Here is a 16,126-nt window from a genome sequence, read left to right on the forward strand (position 1 = left end):
CGAGATTGGATGGGAGGTGGCCTCCCCGGCGTACGTCATATGATCTGGCGGGGCGTTCGAAGGACAGGTTCCACATTCTTACCCTTTGTCAGCGGCGTTTGCTTCTGGCCGATGGCCAACACCTGCGTTTGCGGGTCGCCGGTAACGCTTCCTTCGCGTGCCCTTTGCTTCTGCAGCCGCGGCGTGCAGGATCCGCTGGAACTTCGGGCAGTCCAGGTGGCTCGGGGCCTTGCACGCCGACGCATGGAGCAGACCGTCCCTGATGGCACTCAGCTTCCGGATCGTGTGGTCGAGCTCGTGTGCCTTGACCGCCAGGCGCTGGCGGTCGATGTGGACCTGTCCGTCCGGCGCCAGCATCAGCATGATCTCGTCGAGGGAGAACCCCGCGGCACGCCCAAGCGCGACCAGTGCCAGCCTCTGCAGGACATCGTCCGCGAATACGCGCCGTTGGCCGCGCCGGCCGATGGAGGCGATCAGGCCCTTTTCTTCGTAGAAGCGCAGCGCGGATGCCGGCACGCCCGACTGCCGCGCGACCTCGCCTATGTCGAGTTCCTTCACCCTCTTGACCTCAAGTCGAATTGAAGTGGCAACGTGCGATCCGAACTCACATCGGGAGCGCCCCATGAAGCTTACGCAACACCGCCGCGATGAACAGGCGGAACTCTGGAATGGAATGGCCGGCCGTGCCTGGGTCGAGGCGCAGGAACTGCTGGATGGCATGTTCGAGCCCTTCGAGCGCCTGCTTGTGGACGCGGTGGCGGTTCGCGGTGGCCCGGTCCTCGACGTCGGCTGCGGCACAGGGAGTACGACGCTGTCGATGGCCCGCCGACTGGGGGCTGCCGTCTCGTGCACCGGCATCGACATTTCCGCGCCGATGATCGCAGTCGCCCGGACTCGCGCCTCGATAGCTGGCTCGATGGCGCGCTTCATCCTGGCCGATGCCCAGGATCACGCGTTCGAACCCGCGTCGTTCCGGACCGTTGTTTCGCGATTCGGGACGATGTTCTTCGCCGATCCCGGGAGAGCCTTCGCCAATCTGCGCCACGCCGCCGCCGATGACGCCGGGTTGTTCCTGATCGTATGGCGCAGCGCCTCGGAGAATCCGTTCATGACCGCAGCCGAGCGAGCTGCCGCACCCTTTCTGCCCGGTCTGGAGCAGCGGGAAGCGAATGCACCGGGGCAGTTCGCATTCGCCGACCGGCGCCGTATGGCGGACATCCTGGGAGACAGCGGCTGGAAGGACATCGATATCCAGCCGCTGGATGTCGGGTGCACGTTCCCGGCCAGCCAGATTGAGTTCTACGCCAGTCGTCTGGGTCCAGTGGGACGCACTCTGGCGGATGCAGATCCAGACATGCGGCCCAGGTCATCGAGGCGGTGCGTGCCGCATTCGAACCCTACGTGCACGGCGGGCAGGTGCGATTCAACGCGGCGTGCTGGCAAATCCAGGCGCGGGCAACGTCGGCGGAAGGACGGGTGGTGGATCCATGAGCGAAGCGATCCCCCTGCTGGCGCACGCAGCCAGCATCGGCACGGGTGCCACCGTGCTGATGGACGTCTGGACCGTGGTACGTCGCCATATGTTCAAGGTCCCTGCGCTGGACTACGCACTCGTCGGACGCTGGCTTCTCTACCTGTCGCGCGGACGATGGCGGCACGACCCGATCGCATCGACGCAGCCTGTGGCAGGCGAACGCCCGGTCGGTTGGATTGCCCACTACCTCACGGGGATCGTGTTCGCGGTGGTGCTGGTGGCCTTTGCGGGACCGGCCTGGATCGAGCAGCCCACGATCGGTCCGGCGATGGCCGTCGGCGTCGGCAGTGTCGTCGCACCTTTCTTTCTGCTGCAGCCGGCATTGGGCGCTGGCGTGGCCGGGAGCCGGACAGCACGTCCGGCGATGGCCCGCCTGCACAGCCTGATGACGCACGCGATCTTCGGTCTTGGACTGTATGCCAGCGCATGGATGACGAGTCTGCTGGCGCATCCCGTCGCCCTGGCTGGATAGGCCCGCTTGCGACGTCCAAGTCAGACAGTGACTTTGGCGGCCACGTCGATGTTGCCCTTGGTGGCCTTCGAGTACGGGCAGATCTCGTGGGCCCTGTGCGCGAGCGACTCCGCCACTTCGCGGTCCATCCCCGGCGCGATGACGTTGAATCGAGCCTGGATGAAATAGTCGTTGCCGGTCTGGCCCACATCCACGTCGACCTCAACGGCCAGATCGGACGGGAGTGTCAGCTTCTTTTCCTGCGCAGCCACTGCGATCGCGCTGCTGTAGCAGGCCGACCATGCGCCTGCGAACAACTGCTCCGCGGTCGGATGGGGCAGGGCGGCCGCGAACACCTGTTCCTGGCTCGTGCCTTGACCGGACGCCGACGTCTTGATGTCGAGGCGGCCATGGCCACCGCGCGCAGCCGCGTCGCGAGGGGTGGCACTGGTGTGAGTCTTGCCGGTGAACAGGACTTTCTCGATCTTGGACATGGCGGAATCCTTTTTTGACAACCGCTGAACCGGAATCGCCGCGCGGTCGTATTCGGCGAGAGGTTTTCAAATGCGGGGCGGCGACGGAAAACGCGTGACCGCTGCGGAGCTATCACCCGCAGCAAATGGTCGCGGTTCGCCGAGGCGTACTTACTCCGTAAGCGACGCTTTGGCGTCAACAGCCCAGAAGTACAGCGTGGTTCTCGGCTGATGTCCTTGTGCGAGGCAGCTGGATTCTTGCCTGCTGATCCAGTGTTCTACGCCTTGGCAGTGCGAGCCGCAACAGAAGGGCGTGGCACAGATCATGCGGCAGCAGCGGTGTAAACCGGTCAGTACCATCACGCTCTTCTGGGGGTCGTCCGCGTCGGATCGTTCCTGCGCCAGCCAGCGTGGCACCCGGGCCCGCTCCGCCACGAGCAGGCACACGATCAGCTCTGCCGTATCGGAGGAAGGTGCTTTCAACCGCGCGTTCCGATTCGTTGCTTTCGGCCAAGAGCCGCCGGTCGTCCGGACCGTGTCGAAACGTGCCCCCTTCGTTCGTCGTTGCTGTGCGAAGAGGCGAAAATCGACATTGGCGTCCTAGTTCCACCAGGAGGAATTATGGCTAGCTCAACGGCAACAAAAAGAAAGCTGGTGTTGAAGATGTCCGTCTCCCTGGACGGCTTTGTCGCCGGACCGAGCGGCGAGGTTGACTGGATATTCCGGACATCGGGGGGCGCCGATTCCACGGAGTGGATTCTCAATACGCTTCGCGAAGCCGGCGTGCACATAATGGGGAGCCGCAGCTATTACGACATGGCGGCGTTCTGGCCCTTTTCGGACATGCCGATCGCAGCGCCGATGAACGACATTCCCAAGGTCATTTTTTCGAGGAAAGGGATCAAGGACGGCACACGTGTGGATCGGACGACGCTGGCGCTCGCCCAAGCAAAAGCGCGCAATGCGCAGCGGCATGGCGTCACGCCGACAGCGGCGGTCCTGCAGTCCTGGGCCGAACCCACGGTGGCACGCGGCGATCTCGCGGAGGAAGTTCTCCGACTGAAGGAACAGCCAGGCAATTTCATCCTTGCGCATGGAGGCGCTCGGTTCGCCCAAAGCCTCGTTGCCTCCGGCCTCATTGACGAATATCGACTGGGCATTCATCCGGTTGTGCTGGGCCGAGGTCAGCCGCTGTTCTCCGAACTATGCAGCCCAGTTGATCTGCGCCTGATCAGCATGACCCCCTTCGACTCTGGCGCCGTGGCAGCCGTCTACCAGCCGGCATGAACCGTCGCGCGCGGACGACGGAAGGCTACGGCCTTCCGCCGAGCTTCCGCTTGGGCCGGAAGTGGACGATGCCCGGACCTGTACAGCACCGACTATGGTTCCAGCGACGGCACATGCTTTATTATTTCGGTCACGAAGGGGAGTAGCTCCCACATGCTGACACCGTCACTACGGGACTCGTCCCCGGTGCAGCAGCAGGTCGCCTGAGGCGGCCTGCGAGCAAGACCTTCGCCGTCCCACGGCGAAGGTGCGTCCATCGGATACACAGGCGTCGTGGCCTTTCCGCCGCCGCAACCCTCCGCCGTCCATCACCTCGCTCCGCTGCCCGCGGCTCGCATCGTGCGTGTGCGGGCAGGTTCGGCCACCAATCGGCCCACGCCCCCCTTCCTACGAGACCCCAATGGACGCCCTACTGAACCCCGAGATCTGGATCGCACTGGCCACACTGACCGCGCTCGAACTTGTGCTCGGCATCGACAACATCATTTTCATCTCGATCCTAGCCGGCAAATTGCCGCCGGAGCAGCGCAACAAGGCGCGCCGACTGGGCATCACCCTGGCCGCGGTGACGCGACTGGGCCTGCTGCTGGCCATCGCCTGGATCGTCGGCCTGACCGCACCGCTGTTCTCGATACTGGACAACGAATTCTCCTGGCGCGACCTCATCCTCATCGGCGGCGGCCTGTTCCTGATCGGCAAGGCCACGCACGAGATCCACCAGAAGCTGGAAGGCGCCAGCGAGCACGTCAGCGCCGGCGCGGCGACGGCCACCTTCGCCAGCGTCATTGCTCAGATCATGGTGCTGGACATCGTGTTCTCGCTGGACTCGATCATCACCGCAGTGGGCATGGTCGACGAGCGCTGGGTCATGGTCACCGCCATCCTGATCTCGATAGCCTTCATGCTGATGTTCGCCCGACCGATCGGCGATTTCGTCGAACGCCACCCGACCGTGAAGGTCCTGGCGCTGAGCTTCCTGATCATGATCGGCCTGGTGCTGATCGCCGATGGTTTCGGCCAGCACATCCCCAAGGGCTACATCTACGCCGCGATGGCTTTCTCGGTGTTCGTGGAGCTGATCAACCTGTGGATCCGCAAGCGCGCACAGGCCACGGTCGCGCCGGTGAAGCTGCACGAGCGGTTCACGGACGATGCGCCGTCGTCGTGATGCCGCAACGCAAAGCGCCGGCCTTCTGGCCGGCCGCTTTCGCATCCGGAAAGTGGTGCCTTTCGGCGGGCCTTCTGTGGCCAGTGGGACCGGCAAGGGGCGCGGTCGAGTGGCCGCTTTGGGTCGCTAGCGGTCGCTCAGCGGAGTTCCTCCGCTACCCAGCTCTCCTCGATGCCGATAAAGCCCCTACCGCGCGCCTCACCTGCACGTAACCGCTTGCGCGGCTGGGAGATCGGCCGCAGAAAGTGCGATTCGGATATCGCTTGAGCGGCAGGGTCCGATACTGGACCACCCTTCAATCGGTCCGAGCAATGCAGATCCGGCCTCTGTTCGGAGTAATGATGCTGCTCCTTTCCCCTCCCTCATATGCTGACTGCCCCTTGGCGTTTGCACCCAAGGAGATCCGGGAGCGAGTACGCCAACACTACTTCTCCTCGGCGAATCGCGATGCGTTACCCCCGGGCGACCCAATGGCAGCAATGGCGAGCGATGGTCAAGCAGACCGGGAACCCGAAGAGCCTGCTAGCGAGTTGCAGCGGGGGCAGAATCCAAAGGACGAGGCCAGGAACCCGCTTGGCACCGGCTCTCTTTAGGCTATCGGCGACCGTCGATGCTCCATGACGCGTCCGGGTTGCTGGCCGGTGCCCGGCCCGTGACCCGATGAGACCCCCGTCCGCTTCGGGATGAAAGCGTCGTTGGATGCGCTAGGGATGGTCGAGTCACCCGCACGCGATGTCGGGAATCGATCACTCGCAACCGCGCGTCGCCCGTATCGAACGTGAAATCGTCGTGAAGCCGACTCGGCGCGGCGCGGCGCAAACTATCGCCTCGCTCGCTGCAAGGGGGAGCCCACATGTCCGACAAGACCGACGACGCGGCCACGATCCAGGCGCTGCTCGAACGGCTCGTCAAATTCCGGCTGCCGCGGACGCTTGCTATCAAGAAGCGGGTCGACGCCGGCGAGTGCCTGACGGATTCCGATATCCAGTTCCTGAAGGTCGCGCTCGAGGATGCCCAGGACGGGCAGAAGTTCGTGGCACGCAATCCGGAGTTCCAGACCCTGGGCGTGCAGATCTCCCAGCTCTACACCGACATCGTCCGCAAGGCGACCGAAAACGAGAAGGCGCGTAACTGACGCCACGGCGAGGCGCAGACGACCACAGCGCACAAGCGGAGCAAGCGACATGAAACCCGACAAACAAGGCGACGCGCCTGGCGAATCTCCGCAAAGGATGAAGCGGAAGGAGTACGACGCCGAGCTTGAGAAGCTGCACGTCGAGCTGGTCAAGCTGCAGATGTGGATCGTCGCGAAGAAGCTCAAGGTCTGCGTCGTGTTCGAAGGGCGCGACACGGCGGGAAAGGGCGGCACGATCAAGGCGATCACCGAGCGGGTGAGTCCGCGGATATTCCGGGTGGCGGCATTGCCGGCGCCGACGGAGCGCGAGAAGACCCAGATGTACTTTCAGCGCTACATGCAGCACCTGCCGTCGGGCGGCGAGTTCGTGATCTTCGATCGCAGCTGGTACAACCGCGCGGGCGTGGAGCGGGTGATGGGGTTCACCTCGGAATCGAAGGTGCGCAAGTTCCTGCGAGCCACGCCGCTGGTGGAGGCCGCGATCGTCCAGTCCGGGATCATCCTGCTGAAATACTGGCTGGAGGTCAGCGAAGAGGAGCAGACACGGCGGTTGAAGGATCGGGCCACCGATGGTCGCAAGCTGTGGAAGCTCTCGCCGATGGACCTGAAATCGTATGGCCGCTGGTACGACTACTCGCGGGCGCGGGACGACATGTTCGCCGCGACCGACAGCCCACACGCGCCGTGGTACGTGGCGCGGACCGACGACAAGCGGCGCGGGCGTCTCAACATCATCCGCCACCTGCTCGACAAGATCCCCTACGAGGAGCTTCCGCGCGAGAAGTTCAGCGTGCCGAAACGGCAGAAGCGCGGCGACTATGTCGAGCCCGACTATCCGTACAAGTACGTCAAGGAGCAGTACTGACTTCGCGAGTGCCGCAGACAACGCATCAAGCGGGAGCCATCAGCGACAATCGCCGCGAATGGCCAGATGAAGCCATGGGTCGGAGCTCGCGGGCATGAACGACTGGAAGCGCTGGCTACCAGGACTGCAGATCATCAGCCGGTACGAAGCGGCCTGGTTGCCGCGCGACCTGATGGCCGGCCTGGTGCTGACCACGATGCTGGTCCCGGTCGGCATCGCCTACGCCGTGGCCTCGGGCGTGCCGGGGATCTACGGCCTGTACGCCACCATCGTCCCGCTGCTCGCCTACGCCCTGTTCGGTCCAAGCCGCATCCTGGTGCTGGGGCCGGATTCAGCGCTCGCGGCGGTGATTCTCGCGGTCGTGGCGCCGCTGTCCGCCGGCGACCCGGCGCGCGCCGTGATGGTGGCAAGCCTGATGGCGGTGGTGTCGGGGCTGGTGTGCATCCTGATCGGCGTCCTGCGCCTGGGATTCGTCACCGAGCTGCTGTCCAAGCCGATCCGCTACGGCTACATGAACGGCATCGCGCTCACGGTGCTGATCAGCCAGTTGCCCAAGCTGTTCGGCTTTTCGATCGACAGCGCCGGGCCGCTGCGCAACCTCGTGCGGATTACCCAGGCGATCCAGGATGGCCAGTCCAACTGGACGGCGTTCGCCGTCGGCGCCGGCACGCTGGTGCTGATCCTGCTGCTCAAGCCGTACAAGCGAATCCCCGGCCTCCTGATCGCGGTCGTGGCCGCAACGGTCGTGGTCGGAACGCTCGGCCTGGACGACAGCGCCGGGGTGAAAGTGCTCGGTCCGCTGCCGCAGGGCCTGCCGTCCTTCGCGCTGCCCTGGATCGGCCTTGAGGGCCTCAGCCAGGTCGTGATCGGCGGCGCCGCCGTCGCCATGGTGGCGTTCGCCGACACCAGCGTCCTGTCGCGCACGTACGCGGCCAAGACTGGCGTTGCGGTCGATCCGAACCAGGAGATGATCGGCCTGGGGGCCGCGAATCTCGCGGGCGGGCTGTTCCAGGGATTCCCGATCAGCAGCAGTTCCTCGCGCACGCCGGTCGCCGAAGCCGCCGGTGCGAAGACCCAGCTCACCGGCGTGGTAGGCGCTTTGACGGTGGCGCTGCTGCTGGTCGTGGCGCCGAACCTGCTGCAGCACCTGCCCAGCAGCGCGCTGGCGGCGGTCGTGATCGCCGCGGCGATCGGCCTGTTCCAGTTCGACGACCTGCGCCGCATCTACCGCATCCAGCAATGGGAGTTCTGGCTGTCGATCGCCTGCTTCGTCGGGGTCGCCGTCTGGGGAGTGATTCACGGCATCGGCATCGCGATCGTCATCGCCGTCATCGAATTCCTCTGGGACGGCTGGCGGCCGCACCACGCCGTGATGGGCCGGGTCGACGGCATCCGCGGCTATCACGACATCACGCGCTATCCCGATGCGCGGCTGGTTCCGGGCCTGGTCCTGTTCCGCTGGGATGCGCCCCTATTCTTCGCCAATGCCGAGCTGTTCAGCCAGCGCGTGCGCGAGACCATCGCGCAATCGCCGACCCCGGTGCGGCGGATCATCGTGGCCGCCGAGCCGGTTACCAGCATCGACGTGACCTCGGCGGACATGCTGGCCGAGCTGGAAAGGGCCCTGCGCGAATGCGGCATCGAGTTGCGGTTCGCCGAGATGAAGGACCCAGTCAAGGACAAGCTGAAGCGCTTCGAGATGCTGGAGCGCTTCGGGCCGATGTATCCCACCATCGGCGCCGCCGTCGACGCCTACCTCGAAGAGTATGAGGTGGACTGGAAGCCTTGAAAAACCAGTTCTCTATCCCATGCCCTCGATGATGCGCACATCGCGCTCGGCCGCGCCGGACAGATGGGAGAGAGATGCCTGGTAGTCGGGACTCTCGTACGCGGATACGGCCGACTGCAGGCTGTCGAATTCGACGACGACAATGCGCGAAGGCAGGCCCGATTCGTAAGTCCTGGCCGGTTCTCCGCCTGCGACGACACGACCTCCGTGCGCAAGGATGGCCTCCGTTGCCGGGGCTATGTAGCGATCCACCGCCGATGGATCCGAGACGGATTGCCACGCGATGACCCAATAGCCTTTGTTCATCTGAAACCTCCTGCGCGGCCGTGTCGACCGCCATGGCGAGTGGTCAGCGTCATGCTGATCGGCCAACAGCGCCGATGGCGTGACACTACGCGCGCGCACGGTCTGAGCGAATCCCCGATCCCCGGCAGGCAATCTTCCGAGTCACGGAATAATCGGTGCTGACGAATCCAACTACGCTTGGATCGGGAGCAGAAGGAGGAGGGCAACCGAGCCCTGCATTTTTTTAAGAGCGCCGGCCCTTCCGGAGCTGGACGGACGACCGCTTCCTGACTCGCAGAAGCGGCGCATATCGCCAGTGGCAGCTTTCGGCCACAAGCGGTCATTCCAGCCTTGATGCAAGTCGAGCGGCGGCTCCCAGAAGGAAGCTGCCGAAGGATCACTTGGCGACGATGTTCGTGCCCTGCGGCACGAGGTAGCACGCGGCTGCCGTCTTGCACGCTTCGGCCTGGATCTCGGCCAACTGGCGGGCAAGGTACTGCTCTGGCGACAAACCCATCTTGTTGCGGTAGGCGTTGTCGGCGTCGGCCTTGGCTTCCTGCTCCAGCTTGCGCTGCTGTTCTGCGATCGTGGCGGCGACCAGCGTCAGGTTGCGCTGCTGTTCGGCTGCCGTGTTGTTCATCTGCGCCAGCACGTTGTCATTCGGCTTGGCCTTGCCGAGGTTGACCGCCATCACTTCCACGCGGATGCCGGACGCCTTGATCAGCGCACGCAGCTGTTCGGTAACTTCCTGATCGACCTTCTCTGCCGCCACAGGGTCGGACATCATCTGCGCCATCTTCTCGGACTTGACCGCCTTGCGGACGATCGAGTTGTAAGGCGACAGCGCATTGTTCTCCCACCAGCGGGGGCCGAAGCGCTTCAGGGTGTCTGCCGCATCGACGACGCGCAGCTGCACGCTGGTGTCGAAATCGAGCAGGATGTTGTCCATCGACGAGAGGTCCTGGAACGGTACGTGCAGTGTCTGCGGTGCAGTGGTGACGTAGATGATCGTGGTGGACAGCCACGTCACATCACGACCTTCCGTCAGGACGTCGGGCCGGATGCCTTCATGGCCGAAAATGTATGGGCGGTCTTGGTAGACGGCCACGTCACCAGGGTCGGGCTGGGCAACGGTGCAGCCGATGCTGAGGATGGTCATGCACAGCAGGATGGTGAGCATCATGAAACGACGAGCAGAAAGCTTCACTTGGTTCCCCTGTGGAGGCCGGCCGACGAAGCGGCTTCAGCTTGAATAGGCTGCGCAGGTTACCGGACCACGTGCCCCGGCGCGAACGACCGGAACGAATGTCGGCTATGTGTCGGAAGCGGGCACCTGTCGTTTGCCATCTGGCCTCGGCACCCCTCAGTCACAAAAAAACCTGCCGGCGCGATGCCGGCAGGTTTGTTTGAAGCTCAACAGTGGTGCGGGATCAGAACTTGTAGCTTGCGCCCACCAGGAAGGTGCGACCCCACTCGATGTGCTCGAGCGGACGATCCTTGGTCTCGGCGTACGTCCTGTAGTCCGAGTTGTTGAGGTTCTGCGCCTGCAGCAGCAGGCTCAGGCCGGCCAGGGCGGTGTTTTCGCCGAAGGTGTAGCTGACCTGCGCGTCGATGATGTCCTCGCCGACGACGTAACGCAGCGTGCGGTTGCCGGCGAAGTTGCCGATTTCGCCGATGAAGTCCGAACGCTTGCGCTGGCTGACGCGCGCTTCGAACCCGCTACGCTCGTAGTAGGCCGTGAAGTTGTACACCTCGTCCGACAGGCCCGGCAGGCTGATGTCGCCGCTGCCGACGCTGGAGGCGCTTTCCGGGTCGCGGATCTTGATGTTGCTGTCGTTGAAGCTGGCGCTGGCCTGGATGCCGAAGCCTTCCAGCGGCTCCCAGAACATGTCCAGCGGCAGCGACGCGCTCAGCTCCAGGCCCTGCAACTTGCCGCCCTGGCCGTTGTACGGAGCGGTGAAGTTGCCGGTGGTCTGCGTCGGCGGCTCCGTCGGCCCCCGCACGTAGTCGGCAACGAAGCTGCTGAAGTCGTAGTCGTCGCGGGTCTGCGTGTAGATGTAGCTGCGCAGGTCCTTGTAGAAGTACGCGGCGGCGACGTAGGCCTTGGTGCCGCCGAAGTACTTCTCGTAGGACATGTCGAACGCATTGGCCTTCCACGGATCCAGCTCGGGGTTGCCGCCGGAGCCACCGGGCTCGCCGGTCGCGGTGTTGACGCCGAACTCGAGCGAGGCGCGCATCTGGTCGACGCGGGCGCGTGCAAGCTGGCGGGCCAGGGCGAAGCGCAGGGTCTGGTCGTGTTCGAACGAGAACGCCAGGTTCATGCTCGGCAGCCAGTCGGTGTAGGTCTTGCCGTTCTGGAACGGGCGGACATTGCTGCCTGCCGGCTGGGTGGCATCCCAGTAGTTCGCCTTGGAGGACTGGTCCGTGTACTGGACCTGCACGCCGATGTTGCCGCGCACGCCGACCGAGCCCCACTCGCTGTTGATGTCGGCCTGGGCGAAGCCGGTGCTGATGCCCTCGTACACCGTCCATGCCTTGGACACCAGGTACGACGCGTCCTCGTTGGGCGCGAAGACCATGTAGCGGCCGACCGCGGCCGGTACGTTCCACGACGGGATCTTGCCCACGCCGGCGAAGCCGAGGTCGACCAGGCCGTACTGCAGGTCGGCGGCGATGGCCGTGGGACCCTGCGGGCCGAGGGTGATGTTGCCCTCGGGCTGGCGCTTGTACTTCTCGCGGTCGGAGTAGTTGAAGCCGACATCGATGTTGGAGATCCAGCTGCTGAGCGATTCGGGCGCCGGGATCGCGGCCCGGATCGAGCCGCCCTTCAGCTCATCCTCGACCTTCGGCGTCTTGCCGTAGCCGGAGCCGTAGATCGTGTTGGCCAGGAACAGGTTGGCCGGGTTGGAGTAGTCCAACCCCGGCACCAGCCACGAGAACCCGTCCTCGACGTAGTTCAGGTGCAGTGTGTCGAGTTGCGGCGAAGGCTGGAGCTGGGTGTTGTTCTCCAGGTTCGTCTCGTCGCGCTTGGCCTTGGAGTAGTTGACGTCGGCGGTGAACCGCACGCCGGCAATGTTGAACTCGTTGGTCCAGCCGAAGGCGCTGAGCTTGTCTTCGCGCTTGTTGTACATGCCACGCACCAGCGGATACAGGCCGCTGGCGATGCCGCCGGTGAAGGTGTTGTTGCCGTTGACCTGCGCGTTGGTGATGTTCAGGCCCGGCGAGAAATTACCGTTGTAGTTGCCGAGGTTGACCTCGAACTGGTTGGCGGTGTCTTCCTGCGTGGCTTCGGAATAGAACAGGTCCAGGGTGCTGGTCCAGTCGTTCGACGGACGGTACTGCACCGTGGCGATCGCGCCGTCGCGCTCGACCTCGCCCGTGCGCAGCAGGGCCTTGATGCCGTCGGAGTAGAAGGCGCCGGCCGGAACGCCCGGGCGCTCGTTGGGGTTGCCCGGGTTGTTGACCGTCTTCCACGGCTCGTAGAGGCCGACCTGCTTTTCCAGGATCGCCGTTTCGACGTGCGAGTAACCGATCGAGAAGCCGAGCGTGCGGTCGAAGAACTGGCCGATGTAGCTGGCGTTGAAGCGGTTGCCGTCGTCGCCGGTGTTGGCGGCCGAGCCGATCGAGTTCTCCTGGTAGCGGCCGCTGACCACGACCACCGGCTCGCTGTAGCTCAGCGGGCGGACGGACTGCATGTCGATCGTGCCGGACAGACCCTGGCCCACCAGGCTCGCGTCGGGCGTCTTGTAGACGGTGACGGCGTTGATCAGCTCGGACGGGTACTGGTCGAACTCGACGCTGCGGTTATCGCCGGTGCTCACCATCTCGCGGCCGTTGAGCAGCGTGGTGGCGAAGTCGGGCGACAGGCCGCGTACGCTGATGACCTGGGCGCGGCCGGCGACACGCTGCGCGGTCAGGCCGGGCAGGCGGGCGATGGACTCGGCGATGCTGATGTCGGGCAGCTTGCCGATGTCCTCGGCGGTAATGGCCTCGACGATCGACGTGGCTTCCTTCTTGGTGTCGATCGAGCTTTCGATACTGGCCCGGATGCCGGTGACGGTGACCTTGTCCAGGTCCACCGCATCGCTCTGCGTGTCGCCGACGGACTGCGCCTGGACACCCGTTGCGATAAGCATCGTCGCCGACGCCAAGGCAACGCTCAGCAAATTGCGCTTGAGTTGCAACATCTCCCCTCCCACTGATGGATCGGATTTTTTATATGTCGACCGCGTCCGTCGCGTGGGGCGATCGCCGCAGGTCCGGTGCGCTCAGGACGTGGTCCTGCAACGTAAGGCGATGGTAGTCGGAGCAATCCCTGCAAACGTTTCTTTGCATACGTATTCATGGTGGCGGCCTGCACACTGGCCCCGGCGCAATCGTTTGCCGCGTGGAATAGTGGCCTGCGGTCGCGGCCTGGAGCCGCCGCCGGACGCCGTGGGGAGGGTGGAATGCGTGCACACGTGATACGAGCGCAGGGTCGGGCGGGGCGATGGGGGCTTGCCCTGTCCATGGCGCTGGCGATGACCGGTCCCGCCATCGCAGCGGGACGGGAGCCGGCCGGCGCCTTGCACGTGCCTTCCCCGGACTGGCGCGACCAGGTCATCTATTTCGTGATGACCGATCGCTTCGCCGATGGCGACCGGGCCAACAACGACCAGAAGGCCGGGGAGTTCGATCCCGCCAGCAACGCCAGATACAACGGCGGCGACCTGCGCGGCATCGAGCAGCGCCTGGACTACATCGGCGGCCTTGGCGCCACCGCGGTGTGGGTGACCCCGCCAGTGGCCAACCGGTGGTGGAGCGAACGCAGCCAGTACGGCGGATACCACGGCTACTGGGCCGAGAACTTCATGGCCGTCGACGCGCACAACGGCACGCTCGGCGACTACCGCTCGCTGTCGCGCCACTTGCATGCCAAGGGCATGTACCTGGTGCAGGACGTGGTGGTGAACCACGTCGGCAACTACTTCACCTACGATGGCGGCTGGGATGCCAACGATCCGGCCGCGCACTTCCAGCTCAACGCCGATTCAAATGGCCGCACCGCGCCGACGCAGTCGCCGTTCGACCGCAACGACGCGCGCGACCCGGCGCAGCGCGCCGCCGGTATCTACCACTGGACGCCGGCCATCACCGATTACAACGATCCGCGCCAGCTGTTCGACTTCCAGCTGGCCGACCTGGATGACCTGAACACGGACAACCCGCGCGTGCGCGAGGCGCTGCGCCGCTCCTATGGATACTGGGTCCGCGAAGCCGGGGTGGATGCATTCCGCGTCGATACCGCTTTCTACGTGCAGCCGGAATACTTCCTCGACTTCCTGTATGCCGACGATGCGAAGGCGCCGGGCATCGCGCGCGTGGCCGAGAAGACGGGTCGTCGCCAGTTCCACGTGTTCGGCGAGGGTTTCGGCATCGACAAGCCGTACCAGGACGAGCAGATGCGGCGCATCGACGGCTACATGCGCGATGCGCAGGGCCGCGAATTCATGCCGGGCATGATCAACTTCCCGCTGTACGGCAGCAGCGGCGACGTGTTCGCGCGCGGCCGTCCGACCGCGGAACTGGGCTGGCGCATCGAACGGACGATGCAGGTGCATCGCCAGCCGCACCTGATGCCGACCTTCGTCGACAACCACGATGTCGACCGTTTCCTGGCCGGTGGCGACGAAGCCGGGCTGAAGCAGGCGCTGCTGTCGATGCTGACGCTGCCCGGCATCCCGACGATCTACTACGGCACCGAGCAGGGGTTCCGGGAGCAGCGCGGGGCGATGTTTGCGGGTGGTTACGGCTCGGACGGGCGCGACCACTACGACACCCGGGCGCCGCTGTACCGCTACCTGCAGCGCGTCATCGCGCTGCGCCGCGGCCACCGCGTGTTCTCGCGAGGCATGCCGCGGGTGATCGCCCAGGACGCGACCGGCCCGGGCGTGCTCGCTTACCTGATGCGCCATGAAGGCCAGGCCGCGCTGGTCGCCTTCAACACCGCCACGCATGCGGCGCTGCTCGAACCCGTCGATACCGGCCTGGCGCCCGGAACGGTCCTGCGCGGCGCGTTCGCGATCGATGGCGACGCGCCGGAACTGGTCGTCGATGGCGACGGGCGGGTGCATCTGCCGCTGGCCGCGCGGGCCGGAGTCGTGTGGCTGGCCAGCGAGGAACGCCGGACGGTGGCCGCGCCGGCATCGACGGTGACCTTCGACGACGGACTTCCCGACGAGGTGTCCGGCGATTTCGTCGTTCGCGGCAGCGCGCGCGGCGCAGCGACACTGAAGCTCGTGGTCGACGGCGACATCGACCGCGCCCGGGAAGTACGCGTCGATGCGAGAGGTCGCTGGCAGGCCAACGTCGACACCTCATCCATGACGGATGCCGCGACGGCGCACCGCGTGGTCGTGTGGGACCAGGCCGGCGATGTGGTCGCGACCGCGCACACCTTCCGCGTCACGCGCGAGTGGACGCTGCTGGCCGACGTGAAGGACCCGCAGGGAGACGACCACGGCCCCGCCGGTAGTTATGTCTATCCGGCCGGCGCGGAGTGGCGCGAGCACCGGCCGCTCGACCTGCGCCGCATCCGCGTCTACGGCGCCGGCGGCGCGATGAAGGTCGAGGTGACCACGAACCGTCGCCTGGCCTCGTGGAATCCTCCCAACGGGTTCGACCACATCGCCTACACGCTGTTCGTCGGCCTGCCCGGGCGCGACGACGGCGCCACCGCGATGCCGCAGCAGAACGGCGTGCTGCCGGACGGCATGCGCTGGCAGGTCCGGGCTCGCGCGAACGGTTGGACCAACGCGCTGTTCGACAGCCGCGGCGCCAGCGCTTCCGCCGAAGGCTCGGCGATCACCCCGGCGGCCACCATCGCGCTCGGTCCGGGCGACGACACCGTCACCTTCACCTTCCCGGCCAGCGTGCTGGGGTCGGCGCGTTCGCTGTCCGGCGTGCGGCTCTACCTGAATACCTGGGACTACGACGGCGGTTATCGCAGCCTGACGCCGAAGCCGGGCGCCCACAGCATCGGCGGCGGCGACGCCGGCAAGGACCCGTTGTGGATGGACGACAGTGGGGTGATCACGCTGCGCTGAGCGGGCGTTCCGGCCCGCTCCGACGCCAGTGCGCGTGAATGCGGGAACGACAGC

Annotated in this window: 12 protein-coding genes and 1 pseudogene; 8 read left to right on the forward strand and 5 right to left on the reverse strand. The window is 65.4% G+C overall.

Annotation, left to right across the window (positions count from 1 at the left end; genetic code table 11):
- Positions 1-78: 78 nt before the first annotated feature.
- Complete coding sequence (locus tag J2X06_RS17980; RefSeq protein WP_345784500.1) at positions 79-930, reverse strand: helix-turn-helix domain-containing protein; 852 nt, start codon at positions 928-930, stop codon at positions 79-81.
- Here J2X06_RS17980 and J2X06_RS01985 point away from each other — a divergent pair.
- Positions 818-1,180, forward strand: a pseudogene (locus J2X06_RS01985) (class I SAM-dependent methyltransferase); the annotation flags it as partial. The gene J2X06_RS17980 and the pseudogene J2X06_RS01985 overlap by 113 nt on opposite strands.
- Before the next feature lie 307 nt (positions 1,181-1,487).
- Positions 1,488-2,006 carry a DUF2938 domain-containing protein gene (locus tag J2X06_RS01990; protein ID WP_310057591.1) on the forward strand — a complete coding sequence of 173 codons (519 nt, stop codon included), beginning with the start codon at positions 1,488-1,490 and terminating at the stop codon, positions 2,004-2,006.
- 20 nt (positions 2,007-2,026) lie between these two features.
- Here J2X06_RS01990 and J2X06_RS01995 read toward each other — a convergent pair whose 3' ends face one another.
- On the reverse strand, positions 2,027-2,479 hold the full coding sequence (locus J2X06_RS01995) for an Ohr family peroxiredoxin (protein ID WP_310057594.1): 453 nt from the start codon (positions 2,477-2,479) through the stop codon (positions 2,027-2,029).
- A 600-nt stretch (positions 2,480-3,079) separates the two neighbouring features.
- On the opposite strand from J2X06_RS01995, the gene J2X06_RS02000 reads away from it, so the two are divergent.
- From J2X06_RS02000 to J2X06_RS02020, 5 genes are all read left to right on the forward strand, one after another.
- Positions 3,080-3,745 (forward strand): dihydrofolate reductase family protein, encoded by a 666-nt coding sequence (locus tag J2X06_RS02000; RefSeq protein ID WP_310057597.1) that lies wholly within the window; start codon positions 3,080-3,082, stop codon positions 3,743-3,745.
- Positions 3,746-4,145: 400 nt separating this feature from the next.
- On the forward strand, positions 4,146-4,913 hold the full coding sequence (locus J2X06_RS02005) for a TerC family protein (protein ID WP_310057599.1): 768 nt from the start codon (positions 4,146-4,148) through the stop codon (positions 4,911-4,913).
- 853 nt (positions 4,914-5,766) lie between these two features.
- Positions 5,767-6,048 (forward strand): hypothetical protein, encoded by a 282-nt coding sequence (locus J2X06_RS02010; protein ID WP_310057601.1) that lies wholly within the window; start codon positions 5,767-5,769, stop codon positions 6,046-6,048.
- 49 nt (positions 6,049-6,097) lie between these two features.
- Positions 6,098-6,913, forward strand: coding sequence for a polyphosphate kinase 2 (ppk2, locus tag J2X06_RS02015; protein ID WP_310057605.1), 816 nt, complete (start codon positions 6,098-6,100; stop codon positions 6,911-6,913).
- Positions 6,914-7,007: 94 nt separating this feature from the next.
- A complete protein-coding gene (locus J2X06_RS02020; protein ID WP_310057608.1) occupies positions 7,008-8,702 on the forward strand; it encodes a SulP family inorganic anion transporter in 1,695 nt (564 codons plus the stop codon).
- Between the two features lie 12 nt (positions 8,703-8,714).
- On the opposite strand, the gene J2X06_RS02025 is transcribed toward J2X06_RS02020, so the two are convergent.
- The 3 genes from J2X06_RS02025 to J2X06_RS02035 form a co-directional block, all read right to left on the reverse strand.
- Positions 8,715-9,008, reverse strand: a complete 294-nt coding sequence (locus J2X06_RS02025) for a DUF1330 domain-containing protein (protein WP_310057611.1) — start codon at positions 9,006-9,008, stop codon at positions 8,715-8,717.
- A 376-nt stretch (positions 9,009-9,384) separates the two neighbouring features.
- Entirely contained in the window at positions 9,385-10,140 is a 756-nt protein-coding gene (locus J2X06_RS02030; RefSeq protein ID WP_430539533.1) for an SPFH domain-containing protein, read from the reverse strand.
- Positions 10,141-10,417: 277 nt separating this feature from the next.
- Positions 10,418-13,174 (reverse strand): TonB-dependent receptor, encoded by a 2,757-nt coding sequence (locus J2X06_RS02035; protein WP_310057614.1) that lies wholly within the window; start codon positions 13,172-13,174, stop codon positions 10,418-10,420.
- A 333-nt stretch (positions 13,175-13,507) separates the two neighbouring features.
- On the opposite strand from J2X06_RS02035, the gene J2X06_RS02040 reads away from it, so the two are divergent.
- Entirely contained in the window at positions 13,508-16,072 is a 2,565-nt protein-coding gene (locus J2X06_RS02040) for an alpha-amylase family glycosyl hydrolase (RefSeq protein ID WP_310057617.1), read from the forward strand.
- Positions 16,073-16,126 lie beyond the last annotated feature (54 nt).

Source organism: Lysobacter niastensis (genome assembly GCF_031457115.1).
GTDB lineage: Bacteria > Pseudomonadota > Gammaproteobacteria > Xanthomonadales > Xanthomonadaceae > Lysobacter_J > Lysobacter_J niastensis_A.